This window comes from [Borrelia] finlandensis (genome assembly GCF_030438365.2).
GTDB lineage: Bacteria > Spirochaetota > Spirochaetia > Borreliales > Borreliaceae > Borreliella > Borreliella finlandensis.
Genome location: NZ_CP124070.1, coordinates 274,433 through 290,233, shown reverse-complemented (window position 1 = coordinate 290,233; position 15,801 = coordinate 274,433). Strand labels below are relative to the sequence as shown.

Below are 15,801 nucleotides of genomic sequence, written 5' to 3'. Positions count from 1 at the left end.
AATTTAAAGGAATTTTAAATGGCAAACAATCCAGGAGCTTTATCTCAAGATGATATAGATAGTCTTTTAGAGTCTATTAACTCGTCTGAAAGTTTATCCTTAGACGAATCTCTTTCTAATGTTATCTCTAGCCCTACAGGCAAAAAGCAGAAAGTTAAGGTTTATGACTTTAAAAGGCCAGATAAATTTTCAAAAGAGCAGGTTAGAACAGTTTCAAGTTTTCATGAGGCATTTGCCAGGTATACTACAACTTCACTTTCTGCTCTTTTAAGAAAAATGGTTCATGTTCACGTAGCCTCAGTTGATCAATTAACCTATGAAGAGTTTATTAGGTCAATACCCAACCCCACAACTTTAGCAATAATAAATATGGACCCTCTTAAAGGATCTGCTATTTTTGAAGTTGATCCAACAATAGCATTTGCTATTGTTGATAGGCTTTTTGGGGGTGATGGAGATACGATTAAAGATAAAAGTAGAGATTTAACAGAAATTGAGCAGTCTGTTATGGAAAGTGTTATTATTCGTATACTTGCTAATATGAGAGAGGCTTGGTCTCAAGTGGTTGATTTAAGACCAAGATTTGGTCATATTGAGGTCAATCCACAGTTTGCTCAAATAGTTCCCCCCACAGAAATGATTATTTTAGTAACTCTTGAGGTTAAAATAGGAAAAGTAGAAGGGCTTATGAATTTTTGTTTACCGTATATTACCATAGAGCCTATTGTTTCAAAATTATCAACAAGATATTGGCATTCTTTGATTGGGGTTGGAACTACTAGCGAGAATCTTGATGCTTTGCGTGAAAAGTTGGAAAATACAGCGATGCCTTTGGTAGCAGAAATAGGGGAAGTTAAACTTAAAGTAAGAGAAATTTTATCGCTTGACAAAGGTGATGTTTTAAATCTTGAATCTTCTCTAATAAATAAAGATTTAACTTTGAAAGTTGGCACCAAAGAAAAGTTTAAATGTAGAATGGGTTTAATGGGAAATAAAGTTTCAGTGCAAATTACAGAAAAAATTGGAGATATAAAAGGTTTTGATTTATTAAAAGAGCTTACAGAAGAGGTTGAGTGATAGTTATTTTATTTATTAAAACTTAAATTATTAAGAGGTTGAATTATGAGCGTAGATGAAAAAAGTGATAATGGAGAAAAGCCAGAAATAAAGGGGGTTAAGCTTCCCGATTTAATTGATACTTTACCAGAGGGGGTTGATCCTAGTAATTTTGGGCTTTTAATGGATGTTTCTATGCAGCTTACTGTAGAACTTGGAAGAACAGAGCGCAAGATAAAAGACATACTTGGCATGTCTGAAGGGACTATTATTACTCTTGACAAACTTGCCGGTGAGCCTGTGGATATTTTAGTAAACGGTAAAATAGTTGCCAAGGGAGAAGTAGTTGTAATTGATGAAAATTTTGGAGTTAGAATTACTGAGATAATTAAAACTAAAAATGAATAATAAATTTTTATTTTTAGTTTTTTTAGCGTTTTTTAATGTTTTTACATATGCTAATTCACAAGAGCAGGTAAATTCAGTATCTACCGATTTAGGAAATGAATCTAACTTGCCAATCTTTGAAGAGGATAAGGCAAATTTTGCTAACAATGATAGTACTCAGCCAGTTTCTCTTTTCAATATTTCGGATTTGCTTAAGATAGTTTTATTTTTACTTATTGCTTTTTTTATCTTTTTCTTATTAAAGAAGTTAATTTTTTATTCAAAAAAAAGCAAATATGAACAAAATTCTAATTTAATTAAGGAGCTTGTTTTTTACGAGATAGATGTTAAAAACTCAATAAGAATCATAAACATATTAGAGAATGTTTATATATTTTTAGTTTCTAGTAATTCTTTTACTTTACTCAAAGAGATTAAATCGGAAGAAGAGTTGGAAGATTTAAAACTTAGGCTTAGCAAAATTAATGATTCTGTCAAGAAAGATTCTTTCCAGTCAATCTTTAAGAAAATGTTGCTCAAAAAAGAAGAGATTCCTTTTTCTGGGAATGATTATGTTAAACTTGAGGAGAAAATTGAGACTTCACTTAAGGATAAACAAGATAGATTAAAAAAATTTTAGAGGGTTTATTTTGAGAAAGTGTTTTAATTTTTTTTTATTTTTTAGTGTAACAAGTTTATCTTTTGCTCAAACAAAATCTTTGCAGACTACTAATGGTCTTAATTTTCCGTTTTTAAATTTTGACAGTATTGGTGGTTCAGAGATAGCTTTTTCTTTGCAGCTTTTGATTCTATTAACCATTATTACCCTTTCTCCAGCTTTTTTAGTTTTAATGACTTCGTTTTTGCGAATATCCATAGTTTTGGATTTTATTAGGCGTGCTTTATCTCTTCAACAATCTCCTCCTACTCAGATAGTAATGGGATTAGCTTTATTTTTAACCATTTTTACTATGTGGCCAACTTTTAATTCTATGTATGAACAAGCTTATTTGCCCCTTAAAGAGTCAAAAATAAATTTTAATGAATTTTATAACAAAGGAATTGCTCCTCTTAGAATTTTTATGTATAAGCAGATGTCTGATGGGCGTCATGAAGAGATTAGATTATTTATGAGTATGAGTAATTATGATCGACCAAAAAATTTTAGCGAAGTGCCAACGCATGTTTTAATTGCAGCCTTTATTTTACATGAGCTTAAAGTGGCTTTCAAGATGGGAATTTTAATATTTTTGCCTTTTATAGTTTTAGATATTATTGTTGCTTCTGTTTTAATGGCTATGGGTATGATAATGTTGCCCCCTGTGATGATATCTTTGCCCTTTAAGCTTATTCTTTTTGTAATGGTAGATGGCTGGACTTTAGTTACTAGTGGTCTTATTAAAAGTTTTATGTAAGGTTATATATGACTGCAGGACACATTCTTTATTTGATTAGAATTTCTATTGAAAACATTATTATTTTATCAGCTCCAATGTTGATTATAGCTCTTATAGTTGGTCTTTTGATTTCAATTTTTCAGGCTATTACTTCAATTCAAGATCAAACTTTGAGTTTTATTCCAAAGATTATTGTTATACTTTTAACTATTGTGATTTTTGGTCCTTGGATTTTGAATAAGCTTATGCAGTTTACCTATATTATTTTTAGTCAATTGCAAAATGTTTAATTTATGACTAATTGTACTATTGGGATGAAATTTTGAATTTAAATTTTTTGGTTTTAAAATCTTTTACAATTTTACCTGTGTTGGTTAGAATTTTTATGTTTTTAAAATTTTCTCCATTTTTTTCAACAATAAAAATTGGATATTTTAATTTTTTCTTTTCTTTGATTCTCTCCGTAATTGTTGTTGAAAAGATTAAAATTATTTATCCTTTAGACAATATGCTTTCTTTTGCGTTAATTTTATTAGGAGAAGCTATTTTAGGCCTTATTCAGGCATTTTTTGTTAATATAATTTTTAATGTTTTTCATTTAGTTGGATTTTTCTTTTCTAATCAAATTGGGCTTGCTTATGCAAATATTTTTGATGTTTTTTCAGAAGAAGATAGCATGATTATTTCACAAATTTTTGCTTATTTGTTTTTGCTTTTGTTCTTATCAAGCGATTTTTTACTTCGGTTTTTTGTGATTGGCATACATGATTCTGTTTTGAACATTAGGGTTGAACATTTGGTCAATATGAGAAATTCAGAATTTGTCAAGCTTTTGCTTATGTCTTTTGGTTTTCTTTTTGAAAAAGCTTTATTAATTTCGTTTCCAATATTGTCTTTGCTTTTACTTTTTTATCTGGTATTGGGAATACTTTCAAAGTCATCGCCTCAGATTAATTTATTAATAATTAGTTTTTCAACCTCGCTATTTTTAGGGTTGTTAATTTTATATATTGGATTTCCAAGCTTAGCAATATCTTCAAAAAGAGTGATTGAACTTTCACTAGATTCTCTTGATAGTTTTTTAAAATTGTTTTCTAGAGTTTTAAAATAATGATAAAAGATGAATTTTTGATTAAAAGTTGGTATATTCCCCTTGATTTTTTTTCTGCAGATGATGAGGGAAGAACTGAATTACCTACTGACCAGAAAAAGCAAAAAGCAAGAGAAGAAGGACGGGTATTAAAGTCTACTGAAATTAATACTGCCGTTAGTCTTTTATTGTTATTTGCATTGTTTTTTTTCATGCTTTCTTATTTTGCTTTAGATTTAATAGCTGTTTTTAAAGAGCAGGCCATCAAGCTTCCTGAAGTTATGCGTATGAGTGTTTATACTATGGGTTTTGCATATATTAGATCTATCATGGGGTATGTCGTTTTGTTTTTTTTAGCATCTTTAGCTGTTAATTTTTTTGTCAATATTATTCAAGTAGGCTTTTTTATTACTTTTAAATCTTTGGAGCCAAGGTGGGATAAAATTAGTTTTAATTTTTCCAGATGGGCAAAAAATTCTTTTTTTTCAGCAGGGGCTTTTTTCAATTTGTTTAAAAGTTTGTTAAAAGTTGTTATAATATGCTTGATATATTATTTTATTATAGAAAACAATATAGGCAAAATTTCTAAGCTTTCGGAGTATACACTTCAGTCTGGAATTTCTATTGTGTTAGTGCTTGCCTATAAGATATGTTTTTTTTCAGTAATGTTTTTGGCAATTGTAGGGGTGTTTGATTATTTGTTTCAAAGATCTCAGTACATTGAGAGTTTGAAAATGACAAAAGAAGAAGTAAAGCAGGAAAGAAAGGAAATGGAAGGTGATCCTTTGCTTCGATCTAGAATAAAAGAGAGAATGAGGGTTATTTTAAGTACCAATTTAAGAGTAGCTATTCCTCAAGCAGATGTAGTAATTACAAATCCAGAACATTTTGCAGTTGCTATTAAATGGGATAGCGAAACAATGCTAGCTCCAAGGGTGCTTGCAAAAGGTCAAGATGAAATAGCTCTCACAATTAAAAAAATTGCAAGAGAAAATAATGTTCCTTTAATGGAAAATAAGCTCCTTGCAAGAGCTCTTTATGCTAATGTTAAGGTTAACGAAGAGATTCCAAGAGAATATTGGGAGATTGTTTCAAAAATTCTTGTGAGAGTATATTCTATTACTAAAAAGTTTAATTAGAGGTTCTATTGTTGGATGCTAGAAAAAATTCTATATTAGGGTATTTGGGGCTTAATAATAAGTCTGATTTAATAATTTCGGTCGGTTTGATATTTGTTGTTGCCGGATTTATTTTGCCTCTTCCTGCAGTTATTTTGGATGTTTTGATTACGGTTAATTTAGTAATAAGCCTTTTAATTATTTTAATTGTTCTTTATTCTAAGAGATCTCTAGATTTCTCTGTTTTTCCTACATTGCTGCTTGTGATGACTATTTTTGGACTCGTTCTTAATATTTCTTCTACTAGGTTAATTTTAACCAAAGGTATAAATTTTGATGGACAAATGATAAGAACATTTGGGACATTTGTTGTGGGTAGTTCTGGAATTCAAGGACTTGTTATTGGATTTATAATATTTATAATAATCATTGCTGTTCAATTTATTGTAATTACCAAGGGAGCAACAAGGGTAGCTGAAGTTGCAGCTCGGTTTGCTCTTGATGCACTTCCTGGTAAGCAAATGGCGATTGATTCTGCCTACAGTTCTGGAAATTTGACAGAAGAAGAGGCTACAAGGCAAAAAAACGATTTACAATCAGAAGTCAATTTTTATGGTGCAATGGATGGAGCTTCTAAATTTGTATCAGGAAATGTTAAGGTTGGATTTTTAATAACTCTTATAAATATTCTTGGTGGCTTGTTAGTGGGAATAACTTTGCAAGGTCTTAACTTTAACGAAGCTCTTAACAATTATGTTTCATTGACAGTTGGTGATGGGCTTGTGTCTCAATTGCCATCTCTTTTAATTTCAACGGCTACAGGCTTGATTGTTACTAGGTCGATTTCAAAAAATAGTTTTGGTGGCGAGATTTTTGAGCAATTCACAAATCATTTAGGAATTTATTGGATTGTTTCCGGGTTTTTGTTTTTTTTAGCTTTTCTTCCAGGATTTCCAACCCTAATTCTTATGTTTTTAAGTTTGTCAATTGCATTTTTAGCTTATTCTCTTTCAGGAATAAGACAAAAAGAAGAAATAGAAAAAAAAATGAAACTTGAAGAAGAGCAGGCGTCAATTTATTCAGACAAAGATGTTGCTCCTGTTGTTCCGCTTGATCCATTAGCTCTTGAGATTGGATATAATCTTGTTCCAATAGTTGATGATACAAAAACTTCTGAGCTGCTTGATCGTATTGTTAAGATAAGGCGTGAGATTGCATTTGAATTTGGAATAGTTGTGCCCAAGATTAGAATAGTTGATAATATGCGACTTGAGCCCAATGCTTATTCTTTTAAGCTAAGAGGAGTTGAAGTTGGGCGGGGCGAGATTAAGCTTGGCAAATTTTTAGTGATAAATGTTGGAATTGATTCTGGAATAGATGGAGATCTTGTTAAAGATCCTTCGTTTGGACTTCCTTCTCTTTGGGTAAATGATGATGGGCGAGAAACTGCTGAAAAATTAGGATATACAGTTGTAGATCCTCCTTCAATTATTGCTACTCATATGACAGAACTTATTAAAAGACATTCTTATGAAATTTTGACTCGTCAAGATGTTCAAAATACTCTTGATGTTTTTAAAAAAGATTATGGAGCTATTGTTGAAGAGGTTCTTAAGAATTTTTCGGTTGGTGAGATTCAAAGGGTTTTACAAGGTCTTTTAAAAGAACAGGTTTCAATTCGCAATTTGGTTACAATTTTTGAAACAATTGCAGATTTCACAAGTATTACTAAGGATATATTTTTCTTGATTGAGAAATGTAGGCAATCGGTTGGCAGGCAAATAACTAGTGGATATTTAGATTTAAATTCTGAGCTTAATGTAATAACTTTAAACCCCAGTTTTGAGCAAATGATAATTGATTCTCGTGTAGAATCCAATCATGATATTATAAGTTCAATTGATCCTAATTTAAAAACTAAATTTATTTATGAACTTTTCAAAATTGTAAACGAAGTTCAAGCAGAAGGGTTTTATCCAGTTGTTCTCTCAAGCGAATCGTCAAGACCTATAATAAAAGTGATAACAAGTAGAGAGATTCCAGATCTTGTTGTTATGTCTGTTTTAGAGGTTCCCCAAAATATTAAAGTTAATGTTCTTAAAACAGTAGAGGTTGAAGAATAATATATGGTTCAATATTTTACAGAAAAAGGTCCAACTTATAATGAAGTCATAGAAATAATTAAGAAAAAATATGGTAAGAATGCTAGGGTTATGACTTATAAAACTGTTCCCCATGGGGGGATTTTAGGTTTATTTAGCAAAGATTGGGTTGAAGTTTCAGGTTATGTTAGATATGACATTGGCAATCAACAAATTAATGTTGAAGATGAAAAGCGAAAGATTCTTCAAAGCATTAAAAGAGAAGAAAATTCTTCAATTGAAGATGTGCTTAAAGAAGTTAAGTCTCTTAAAACAGAACTTGCTCATAAAAAAGAAAATATTAATCATCCAACAATTACAAAAATTGAAGACATTTTAAGAGAAAATGATTTTTCTGAAAATTATATTAAAGACATTAATGAGTTTATTAAGAGAGAATTTAGCTTGTCAGATCTTGATGATTATGAGAGGGTTAGAGAGGATGTTGTTTTATATATTGCAAAGACAATTAAATGTTCAGGATCTATTATTGATAATCTTAAGAAAAGGGTTTTTATTTTAGTTGGTCCAACAGGTGTTGGAAAAACTACCACAATTGCAAAACTTGCAGCAATTTATGGTATTAATGGAGAATCTAAGAGCTTAAATATTAAAATTATTACTATTGATAATTATCGTATTGGAGCTAAAAAACAAATTCAAACTTATGGTGATATTATGGGTATTCCGGTTAGAGCAATTGAGTCTTTTAAAGATTTAAAAGATGAAATTACTGATTCAAAGGATTTTGATCTTATACTTGTTGATACAATTGGTAAAAGTCCCAAAGATTTCATGAAGCTTGCTGAGATGAAGGAGCTTCTTAATGCTTGTGGAAGGGATGCCGAATTTCATTTGGCTGTCAGTTCTACTACAAAAACATCAGATGTCAAAGAAATATTTCACCAATTCTCTCCTTTTAATTATAAAACTGTGATTTTTACCAAAGTGGATGAAACCACTTGTGTTGGAAATTTGATAAGTTTGATTTATGAAATGAAGAAGGTAGTTTCTTATGTTACGGATGGGCAAATTGTTCCTCATAATATCAGCGTTGCAGAACCACTTACTTTTATTAGAAGAATAAATGGCTACAGAATAAGCGATGATTCAGAGTTTATTAAGAAGATAAAAAGTAAATCTTATTATTAAGGAAAGTTATAATGGAAGATCAAGCTCAAAGTTTAAGAGATATGATGAGATTAAATGGTAAATTTAATTTTTCAGTTGATGAGAAAGTTCAAAACAGCAAAACAAGATTTATTGCTGTTAGTAGTGGCAAAGGTGGTGTTGGTAAAAGTAATATTGCAATTGGACTTGCTCTTAAATATTCTGAGCTTGGTAAAAAGGTGTTAATACTTGATGCTGATATTGGAATGGCTAATGTTAATATTTTGCTTGGAGTTATTCCCAAGTATAGTATATATCATATGATTGCTCAAAGTCGTGACATCAGAGAAGTAATAACAAAGACCGAGTACAATATTGATCTTTTGGCCGGTGCTTCTGGTACAATGGAGCTTTTAGATCTCTCTGATGTTGATGTTAATAAATTTATAAAAGAATTATTAAAAATATATGAATATGATATAGTTGTAATAGATACTAGTGCCGGAATTTCAAGACAGGTTATTTCGTTTTTGCTTTCTAGTGACGATGTTGTTATTGTTACTACTCCAGAACCCACTTCGATTACTGATGCTTATGGAATAATAAAGGTTTTGTCTTATAAGATGGAGAATTTGAAAAATTTAAGGCTTATTGTTAATAGAGTAGCTAATGTTAGTGAGGCCAAGGGAGTTGCTAAAAAGGTTATAGATATTTCAGGGCAATTTTTAAATTTAAATATTGATTATTTGGGTCATATTTATGAGGATCAAAACATTAGAAGCTCTGTTTTTAAGCAAAAACCTTTTGTTTTGGTAAATCCAAATAGCAAAGCTAGCTATTGTCTTGATTCTATTGTTGCCACCCTTGAGGAGGTTTCTCTAGATAATAGAAAAAGAAGAGGGGTTATAGGTTTTATATTAAGATTTTTTGGTGTGGAATAAGACATTATGTTTGTAAGCAGAGAATTGAAGTATATTTTATTAGCTAGTGTGTCAGCACTGTTTATTTCAGCAGTTTTAGGATTGTTTTGTGGTTTATCATTTTTTACAATCTTAATGAGATCTTTGTTACAGTTTTTATTTTTTTTTGTTATTGGACTTTTAATTGAATATATCTTTAAGAAATATTTGTCGAATCTTTTTTCAACAGAATTGTCTGGCAATATGGAAAATAAGCTTCAAGATGATAAGAAGAGTGATAAAGATTTTAAAGAGAATCTTGATTTTCAAAATAAAAATTCTCTTTATGAGAATTCTCAAAATATCAGTAGTAGTGTTGATTTTATAGAAGAAGTTAAAAAGTATAAATTTGAGACGGAAGACATGATTGGGGGGAGTGACAAAAATAAAAAAATGTCATTTATTGAAGATAATGATCCAAAAGTTGTTGCAGATGCTATTAAAACTTTAATGAGCAAGAAGGAATAAATATGGATGACAGGGCTATAAATTTTTCTGAACTTTGTGATAAGATGCGATCTTACTTAGAAAGAGAAAGTCATGTTGACTTGATGGAAATAGAAGCCGATACTCTTGAAGAGGCCTTAAATGATGCTTCTTTGGAGCTTTCGGTGCCTTATAAAGAATTAGACTATGAGATTTTGTTAAAAGGTAGTAATGGTATATTGGGATATGGGAAGAAAAAATGGAAAATAGTTGCCTATAGGAATTCTTCTAGCAAGCCTAAAGTGTCTCTTGATTCAAAAAATGATTCAGGAGAAAAAGAAGTTATTTCATCAGATGGTGAATTTTTTATCAGGAAATCTTCAAAAGGCGTATTTCTAAAGGTTATCTCACCAAAAGGACAAGGAATTCCTATTAAGTATCAAGATGTTATTTTTAAATTAGAATTGCATAGCAATATTGAAAATTTCAACAAAGATATTGTGAAAGGTATAGTTGAGAATGCTAGTGGATATTATGAAAAAATTGCTGATTTTGAATCTGATCCTTCTGAAAATGTTACAATGATGGTTCAAATATCAGAAAATTCAATGTCAGTTACCATTGAATTTACCGCGCCTGGAATTAATGGAGCTGAAATTTTTGCACAAGATATTTTCAATATTCTTAGAAAATATGGAGTAATAGATATTGCAATACTTAAGGATAAAGTAGCAAAATTTGTGGATTATCCTGTTTATGGCGAGCCTGTTGAACTTGCAAGGGGTCTAGAGCCAGTAAAGGGCAAGGATTCTTATATTGATTTTATTGTTGATGAAAATAATAGGTTTGATGAGTATGAGGTTTCAAGCATAGGATTTAGAAATGTAATTGAAGGCGAGGAATTGGCCAGAATTATTCCTTTTGGCAAAGGTGTAGATGGTTATACCGTTTTTGGCAAAGTGTTAAAATCAGAGAGTGGGCAGGATATTGATTTTATTTTGGGCGAGAATACTTTTAGAGATGGTTATAAAATTCGGGCAAAATGTAATGGGTATATGTCTGTTTCAGATGGTGTAATATCCGTTTATAATATTTATTTGGTCAAAGGTGATGTTGGACCTGCTACTGGAGATATAGTAAACAATGGAATGGTTCTTGTGCAGGGCAATGTTTTGGATGGATACAATATTATGGCTAAAAGTGGAATAGAGGTGAAAGGATTGGTGGGGCGGTGCAATTTAAAAACGGATGGGTCTATTATTTTTCATAGTGGTGTGAATGGTAAGGGCGATTCTAAAATTTATGCGCGGGGTAATGTTAGGGCTAAGTTTTTAGAAAATGTCACCTTAAATTGTGGTGGGGAAGTTGAAGTTTTAAGGGGTATTGTTAATTCTTCAGTTTCTTCTAAAAAGAGAGTTCTTTGTATTGGTAAAAAATCAAAAATAGTTGGTTCTAATGTTTGTGCAAAAGAAGAGGTTAGGGCTTATTCTATAGGCTCTGATAGAAGTTGTGAAACCTGCATTGATGTTGGCTATGATCCTGAAATTAAAGATTTACTAACTAGGTTTACTAGTCATCTTGAAAAGATTGAAAAGCGATTAGAAGTTTTAACTAAAGATATTGTTGCTTTAAAAAAGAATATTGTGCTCATTACAGATAAGGCAGAAAAATCCTTAAAGATTGATAGTTACAATGAATTTGTTAATGAGAGTAAAATTCTTAGAATGGAAATAAAAATGATAGAGGCCAAGCGAATTAATTTGCAAAATGATCTTGAAAATACTAAGATAGAGGGTAAAATTTCTGTTGAAAATATAGCTTGTTCAGGCGTTAAGCTTTATATTAAGAATGCTTTCTATGAGCTTTCAAAAGATTATAACAACGTTACTTTTATAGAGGATGATAATTATATTAAAGTTATGACCTATATTCCTTTTAAGTCTAGGTGAATGATCTTTAATATAAGGATTTGTATATGGATACATTTGAAGTTTTTAAAATGTCTGTTGTTGGATCTTTTAAAGCTAGACAATTTTTAAGTGAAAGTGAAAAGCGCAAAAGATTAAAAATTAATCAAAATGCTAGATTTAGATTTTTAAGAGATTGTCATACTGATTCTGAGGTTGGTAATGTATGTGTAGTTAATAAAGTCGAGGATAATTATTTACTTTCGTTTCCAGTTAAAAAAAACAAGAATGAAGAGAAGGTAATGCTTAGTTTATATTCTGATAAGTTTGAAGATCCTAAAATTGGTAAAAATGTTAATATTAAGAGATAAAATGTTTTAGGGCTTTTATATGTTTATTGTTTTTTATCTTATTTTAATTATATTTATTTTTATATATTTTCATGTGTATATTAATTTTAAAATAAAATCTAATAGCATACTTAGAAAGTTTAAAAGTGAGGTAGATAAAACAATTATTGAAATTAATCAGGCTACGGATAGAAATGTAAATATTATTGAAATAAAAATTGAAAGTTTAAATAGAATCATCAAAGAGGTTGATGAGAGAATTGAAATTCTTGACCAGAGGTTGTTAGGGTTTAACAACAACTCTATTCCTGGCAATAGTCCTTCTAGTTTTGGATCGAAAAGTGATGGAATTTATAAAAGTAATTTGGATTATTCTATGCCTACTATTGAAAAAAATATAATAAAAGAAAGTTATAATGTTCGCAATCAGATTATTTTACTTCATGAACAAGGTATGTCTTTTGAAGCTATTGCTAAAAAGTTTAAGTTAGATTTAGGTGAGGTTGAGTTGATTATTTCAATACATAGGGGAGGTATTCATGAAAAAATGGATAGGTATTGATCTTGGAACCACAAATACTGTTGCATCGTATTTTGATGTTAGTTCTAAGATAATATTAAATGAAAGGGGTGAGCGAATAACTCCTTCTATTGTTTCTTTCTCAGATAAGGATGTTCTTGTTGGAAGTGCCGCTAAAAATCAAATATTAGTTAACCCTCAAAAAACATTTTATAATTTTAAGACCAATATAGGCTCTAATAATTTTTATAAAGTAGATGGTGAATTTTATAAAGCAGAATATATTTCAGCACATTTGCTTGCTAGTGTTAAAAGGAACGCTGAAAAATTTTTAGATGAAGAGATTGAAAATGCTGTAATAACAGTCCCTGCCTATTTTTCTGAGATTCAAAGAAGATGTGTTGTTGAGGCTGCAAATTTTGCTGGTTTGAATTGTAAGGCCATACTTAATGAACCAACCGCAGCTGCCATTGCTTATGCCTTTGAAAGACGGATTGATGGAATTTTTCTTATTTATGATCTTGGGGGTGGAACTTTTGATGTAACTCTTATGGAAAAACAAGGCGACACCTATACTGTTCTTTCGGTTAAAGGGCAAAGTCGACTTGGAGGTAATGACTTTAATAAAATCATTGAAAAGCATGTTTTAGATAGTTTTAAAAATAAATATCCTGATTTTAATCTAGAAGATATTTTTCTTCTAGAGCAGTTAAGAGAGCGAATTGAAGAGGGTAAAAAAAATCTATCTGTTATGGAAGAGGTCGACATTACTTTGCTTTTTCTTGATGGTAAGCATTTAAATTATAATCTTAAAAGGGATGAATTTAATTCAATGATAAGTGAATATATTGACAAAACTATTCAGTTATCTATGGAATGTGTTGCTGATTCTGGGGTTAATATTAGTAGTGTTTCAAAAATCATACTTTCTGGTGGTTCAACAAGGATACCCTTGATTGAAAAAGTTTTAAAGGAATCCTTTCCTTCTGCTACAATTTTAGATGCTTTAAATCAAGATGAAGTTGTAGCTATTGGTGCAGGTATTCATGCTTTTAGTCTTTCTAGAAATGTCCCTGTTATCAAGTTTAAGGATGTGACTCCTTATTCTCTTGGACTTGAGATAAAGGATAATGAATTTTTTACTCTAATAAAGAGAAATACTTCTTTGCCAATTTCTAGGAGCAAACTATTTACGACTACCAATGATTATCAAGATGAAATTGAGATTCACATACTTCAAGGCGAATATAAAAAAGCCTCTTTGAATTATTCTATAGGTAGGTTTTCCTTTGGCAATATTCAAAAAGCTTTAAAAGGAATTCCCAAAATAGAGGTACTTTTTACTTTAAATGAAAGTGGTATTTTGAGTGTTAATGCTAAAGATTTAGAGACCAATTCTTCTAATTTTATTGAAATAAAAATTACAAGTTCATCTGACAATGTAGCAAAAGAGAGTCTTTCAAACACTTTTACAAGTATTATTGATTAAAAACTCAAAGAAGCAAAAATATTTTTTAAAAGTAATAAATTATTTTTCCCAATATATTATCAATTTTTATAAATCCGTAATCTCTTGAGTCTAATGAGATCCGTTTGTTTTCTCCTATAACTAAATAGTGGTCTTCGGGAATTTTTTTAGTATTTTTTTTTAAAATATTTTCATCTATTTTAAAGTTTAAATTATGTATGCATATTTTATTTTTTTCTATTTGTTTAAATTTTTCTCCTGGAATTGCAAAAATTTTTTTAATGGCAATTTTGTTTGTTATGGGATCTTTAATAAGCACCATTTCATTTTTTTTGGGGTTTTTCCATAATAAAAGGTATTTTTGCTGATTTTTAATCCTAAGTCCATATGCAAACTTGTTATTTACAATCCAATTTTTTTCAAATATTGCTGGAGTCATTGATTCGCCTTTTACTATGTAAAATGATAAGAATAGTTTTATTAAGGTTATTAAAAATAAGCAAGCGGCTAAAATCGACGCTAGTTCATATTTGTGAGCTTTAAATATTCTCATAACTTTTAAACGATGCTTTCATTCAAATGCAATTTTCTATTGTATAATGAAATAGCATGTTATGATTATACCAAAAAAAAAGCAAAGGGTAGAAAAACGTAAAAAAAATTTTTTATTCAATAGCAAAAAGAGTGTTAATTTTGAATTAAAAGATTTTGCAAATATTTCTAATATTGGTAAAAGAAGAAAAAAAGTTTTTAAGATTAAGAACTTCTTTAAAAAAAAAATCAATTTTTTTAAAAAAGTTTCTTTATTTTTCTATAAGCTTAAAATACAAAATATTAATCATTATGAATATAAATATTATTACAAGAGCTTGAGAGATAAAGTTTTTGATATCTTTAGTGTAAGATTAGATTATAAATTTGTTTTTAAGCTTAATGCAATAATCTTTATTTTTATATTAACATTTTATATTAACATTTTTTCTTATTATGGTTCGTATGTTTTTTTAAATAGGCTTTCTTTGCCCAAAGATTATTTTATTGATACATTTTTATATTATAGTGATCAAGATATAGCTCAAATTAGTAGTTATTTACCTGAATCTAATATTTCTGCAAATGTTCCTGGATTTAAAAAAAATTTTGTATTAAAGGTATTTGATCATAAAATTAAGCCTGGAGAAACGCTTTCGCATGTTGCAGCTAGATATCAAATAACCAGTGAAACTTTAATTTCTTTTAATGAAATTAAAGATGTGAGAAATATTAAGCCAAATTCAGTTATTAAAGTTCCCAATATGAAAGGAATTGTTTATGTTGTTAAAAAAAATGACTCTATTTCATCTATAGCTAGTGCTTATAATGTTCCCAAGGTTGATATTTTAGATTCTAATAATCTTGATAATGAAGTTTTATTTTTAGGGCAAAAGTTGTTTATTCCCGGGGGAAGATTGCCCAAAGATTTTTTAAAAGAGGTATTAGGTGAGACTTTTATTTATCCTGTGCAGGGCGTTATTACTTCGGGGTATGGCTATCGACCAGATCCGTTTACAGGAGTTATTAGTTTTCACAATGGAATAGATATTGCAAATTTAGCTAATACCCCTATTAAAGCCTCAAGAGAAGGTGTTGTTGTAACTGCGGGATTTAATGCGGGGGGGTATGGAAAATATATTGTCATTTCTCACAGCAATGGATTCCAAACTTTATATGCGCATTTGAATTCTTTTGCCGTTAAGGTTGGAAAAAAAGTTTCAAGGGGAGCGGTAATAGGTTATATGGGAAGTACTGGTTATAGTACGGGCAATCATCTGCATTTTACCATTTTTAAAAATGGTAAAACTGAAAATCCTATGAAATATTTAAGATAATGTT

Annotated in this window: 17 protein-coding genes; 16 read left to right on the top strand and 1 reads right to left on the bottom strand. The window is 29.8% G+C overall.

Annotation, left to right across the window (positions count from 1 at the left end; translation table 11 throughout):
* Positions 1-18: 18 nt before the first annotated feature.
* The 15 genes from fliM to QIA19_RS01860 are packed head-to-tail and all read left to right on the top strand — an operon-like array spanning position 19 to position 13,950.
* Entirely contained in the window at positions 19-1,077 is a 1,059-nt protein-coding gene (gene fliM, locus QIA19_RS01930; protein WP_002656446.1) for a flagellar motor switch protein FliM, read from the top strand.
* A 45-nt stretch (positions 1,078-1,122) separates the two neighbouring features.
* Positions 1,123-1,464, top strand: coding sequence for a flagellar motor switch protein FliN (gene fliN / locus QIA19_RS01925; RefSeq protein WP_002556876.1), 342 nt, complete (start codon positions 1,123-1,125; stop codon positions 1,462-1,464).
* On the top strand, positions 1,457-2,083 hold the full coding sequence (locus QIA19_RS01920) for a flagella biosynthesis regulatory protein FliZ (protein ID WP_301365435.1): 627 nt from the start codon (positions 1,457-1,459) through the stop codon (positions 2,081-2,083). Before fliN ends, QIA19_RS01920 begins: the two co-directional genes overlap by 8 nt.
* A gap of 10 nt (positions 2,084-2,093) precedes the next feature.
* Positions 2,094-2,858 (top strand): flagellar type III secretion system pore protein FliP, encoded by a 765-nt coding sequence (gene fliP / locus QIA19_RS01915; RefSeq protein WP_301365433.1) that lies wholly within the window; start codon positions 2,094-2,096, stop codon positions 2,856-2,858.
* Between the two features lie 8 nt (positions 2,859-2,866).
* Positions 2,867-3,130 (top strand): flagellar biosynthesis protein FliQ, encoded by a 264-nt coding sequence (fliQ, locus tag QIA19_RS01910; RefSeq protein WP_301365431.1) that lies wholly within the window; start codon positions 2,867-2,869, stop codon positions 3,128-3,130.
* 32 nt (positions 3,131-3,162) lie between these two features.
* On the top strand, positions 3,163-3,951 hold the full coding sequence (fliR, locus tag QIA19_RS01905; RefSeq protein ID WP_008882517.1) for a flagellar biosynthetic protein FliR: 789 nt from the start codon (positions 3,163-3,165) through the stop codon (positions 3,949-3,951).
* Positions 3,951-5,069: a flagellar biosynthesis protein FlhB gene (gene flhB, locus QIA19_RS01900; protein ID WP_008882351.1), complete on the top strand. Its 1,119-nt coding sequence runs from the start codon at positions 3,951-3,953 to the stop codon at positions 5,067-5,069. The genes fliR and flhB overlap by 1 nt, the downstream gene beginning before the upstream one ends.
* Before the next feature lie 8 nt (positions 5,070-5,077).
* Entirely contained in the window at positions 5,078-7,171 is a 2,094-nt protein-coding gene (gene flhA, locus QIA19_RS01895; protein WP_301365427.1) for a flagellar biosynthesis protein FlhA, read from the top strand.
* 3 nt (positions 7,172-7,174) lie between these two features.
* Entirely contained in the window at positions 7,175-8,341 is a 1,167-nt protein-coding gene (gene flhF / locus QIA19_RS01890; RefSeq protein ID WP_014023517.1) for a flagellar biosynthesis protein FlhF, read from the top strand.
* Positions 8,342-8,352: 11 nt separating this feature from the next.
* Positions 8,353-9,240, top strand: coding sequence for a MinD/ParA family protein (locus QIA19_RS01885; protein ID WP_002556868.1), 888 nt, complete (start codon positions 8,353-8,355; stop codon positions 9,238-9,240).
* Between the two features lie 6 nt (positions 9,241-9,246).
* Positions 9,247-9,726 carry an RNA chaperone Hfq gene (hfq, locus tag QIA19_RS01880; RefSeq protein ID WP_008882809.1) on the top strand — a complete coding sequence of 160 codons (480 nt, stop codon included), beginning with the start codon at positions 9,247-9,249 and terminating at the stop codon, positions 9,724-9,726.
* Between the two features lie 2 nt (positions 9,727-9,728).
* Complete coding sequence (locus tag QIA19_RS01875) at positions 9,729-11,633, top strand: FapA family protein (protein ID WP_301365423.1); 1,905 nt, start codon at positions 9,729-9,731, stop codon at positions 11,631-11,633.
* Positions 11,634-11,659: 26 nt separating this feature from the next.
* Positions 11,660-11,962, top strand: coding sequence for a hypothetical protein (locus QIA19_RS01870; protein ID WP_008882674.1), 303 nt, complete (start codon positions 11,660-11,662; stop codon positions 11,960-11,962).
* A 19-nt stretch (positions 11,963-11,981) separates the two neighbouring features.
* Positions 11,982-12,503: a DUF6115 domain-containing protein gene (locus QIA19_RS01865; RefSeq protein WP_301365420.1), complete on the top strand. Its 522-nt coding sequence runs from the start codon at positions 11,982-11,984 to the stop codon at positions 12,501-12,503.
* Complete coding sequence (locus QIA19_RS01860; protein WP_301365418.1) at positions 12,481-13,950, top strand: Hsp70 family protein; 1,470 nt, start codon at positions 12,481-12,483, stop codon at positions 13,948-13,950. Before QIA19_RS01865 ends, QIA19_RS01860 begins: the two co-directional genes overlap by 23 nt.
* A gap of 25 nt (positions 13,951-13,975) precedes the next feature.
* Here the strand turns inward: QIA19_RS01860 and lepB are convergent, their stop codons facing one another.
* Positions 13,976-14,482: a signal peptidase I gene (lepB, locus tag QIA19_RS01855; RefSeq protein WP_301365416.1), complete on the bottom strand. Its 507-nt coding sequence runs from the start codon at positions 14,480-14,482 to the stop codon at positions 13,976-13,978.
* A gap of 61 nt (positions 14,483-14,543) precedes the next feature.
* Between lepB and QIA19_RS01850 the strand changes: the two genes are divergently transcribed.
* Complete coding sequence (locus tag QIA19_RS01850) at positions 14,544-15,797, top strand: M23 family metallopeptidase (protein ID WP_301365414.1); 1,254 nt, start codon at positions 14,544-14,546, stop codon at positions 15,795-15,797.
* Positions 15,798-15,801: the final 4 nt, after the last annotated feature.

What these genes read in the sequence shown, in the direction of transcription:
- hfq (WP_008882809.1), top strand. Translation starts at nt 9,247, where the DNA reads ATGTTTGTAAGCAGAGAATTGAAGTATATTTTATTAGCTAGTGTGTCA.
- QIA19_RS01885 (WP_002556868.1), top strand. Translation starts at nt 8,353, where the DNA reads ATGGAAGATCAAGCTCAAAGTTTAAGAGATATGATGAGATTAAATGGT.
- QIA19_RS01875 (WP_301365423.1), top strand. Translation starts at nt 9,729, where the DNA reads ATGGATGACAGGGCTATAAATTTTTCTGAACTTTGTGATAAGATGCGA.
- fliN (WP_002556876.1), top strand. Translation starts at nt 1,123, where the DNA reads ATGAGCGTAGATGAAAAAAGTGATAATGGAGAAAAGCCAGAAATAAAG.
- QIA19_RS01870 (WP_008882674.1), top strand. Translation starts at nt 11,660, where the DNA reads ATGGATACATTTGAAGTTTTTAAAATGTCTGTTGTTGGATCTTTTAAA.
- fliQ (WP_301365431.1), top strand. Translation starts at nt 2,867, where the DNA reads ATGACTGCAGGACACATTCTTTATTTGATTAGAATTTCTATTGAAAAC.
- lepB (WP_301365416.1), bottom strand. Translation starts at nt 14,482, where the DNA reads ATGAGAATATTTAAAGCTCACAAATATGAACTAGCGTCGATTTTAGCC.
- QIA19_RS01860 (WP_301365418.1), top strand. Translation starts at nt 12,481, where the DNA reads ATGAAAAAATGGATAGGTATTGATCTTGGAACCACAAATACTGTTGCA.
- QIA19_RS01920 (WP_301365435.1), top strand. Translation starts at nt 1,457, where the DNA reads ATGAATAATAAATTTTTATTTTTAGTTTTTTTAGCGTTTTTTAATGTT.
- QIA19_RS01865 (WP_301365420.1), top strand. Translation starts at nt 11,982, where the DNA reads ATGTTTATTGTTTTTTATCTTATTTTAATTATATTTATTTTTATATAT.
- fliM (WP_002656446.1), top strand. Translation starts at nt 19, where the DNA reads ATGGCAAACAATCCAGGAGCTTTATCTCAAGATGATATAGATAGTCTT.
- flhF (WP_014023517.1), top strand. Translation starts at nt 7,175, where the DNA reads ATGGTTCAATATTTTACAGAAAAAGGTCCAACTTATAATGAAGTCATA.
- flhB (WP_008882351.1), top strand. Translation starts at nt 3,951, where the DNA reads ATGATAAAAGATGAATTTTTGATTAAAAGTTGGTATATTCCCCTTGAT.
- QIA19_RS01850 (WP_301365414.1), top strand. Translation starts at nt 14,544, where the DNA reads ATGATTATACCAAAAAAAAAGCAAAGGGTAGAAAAACGTAAAAAAAAT.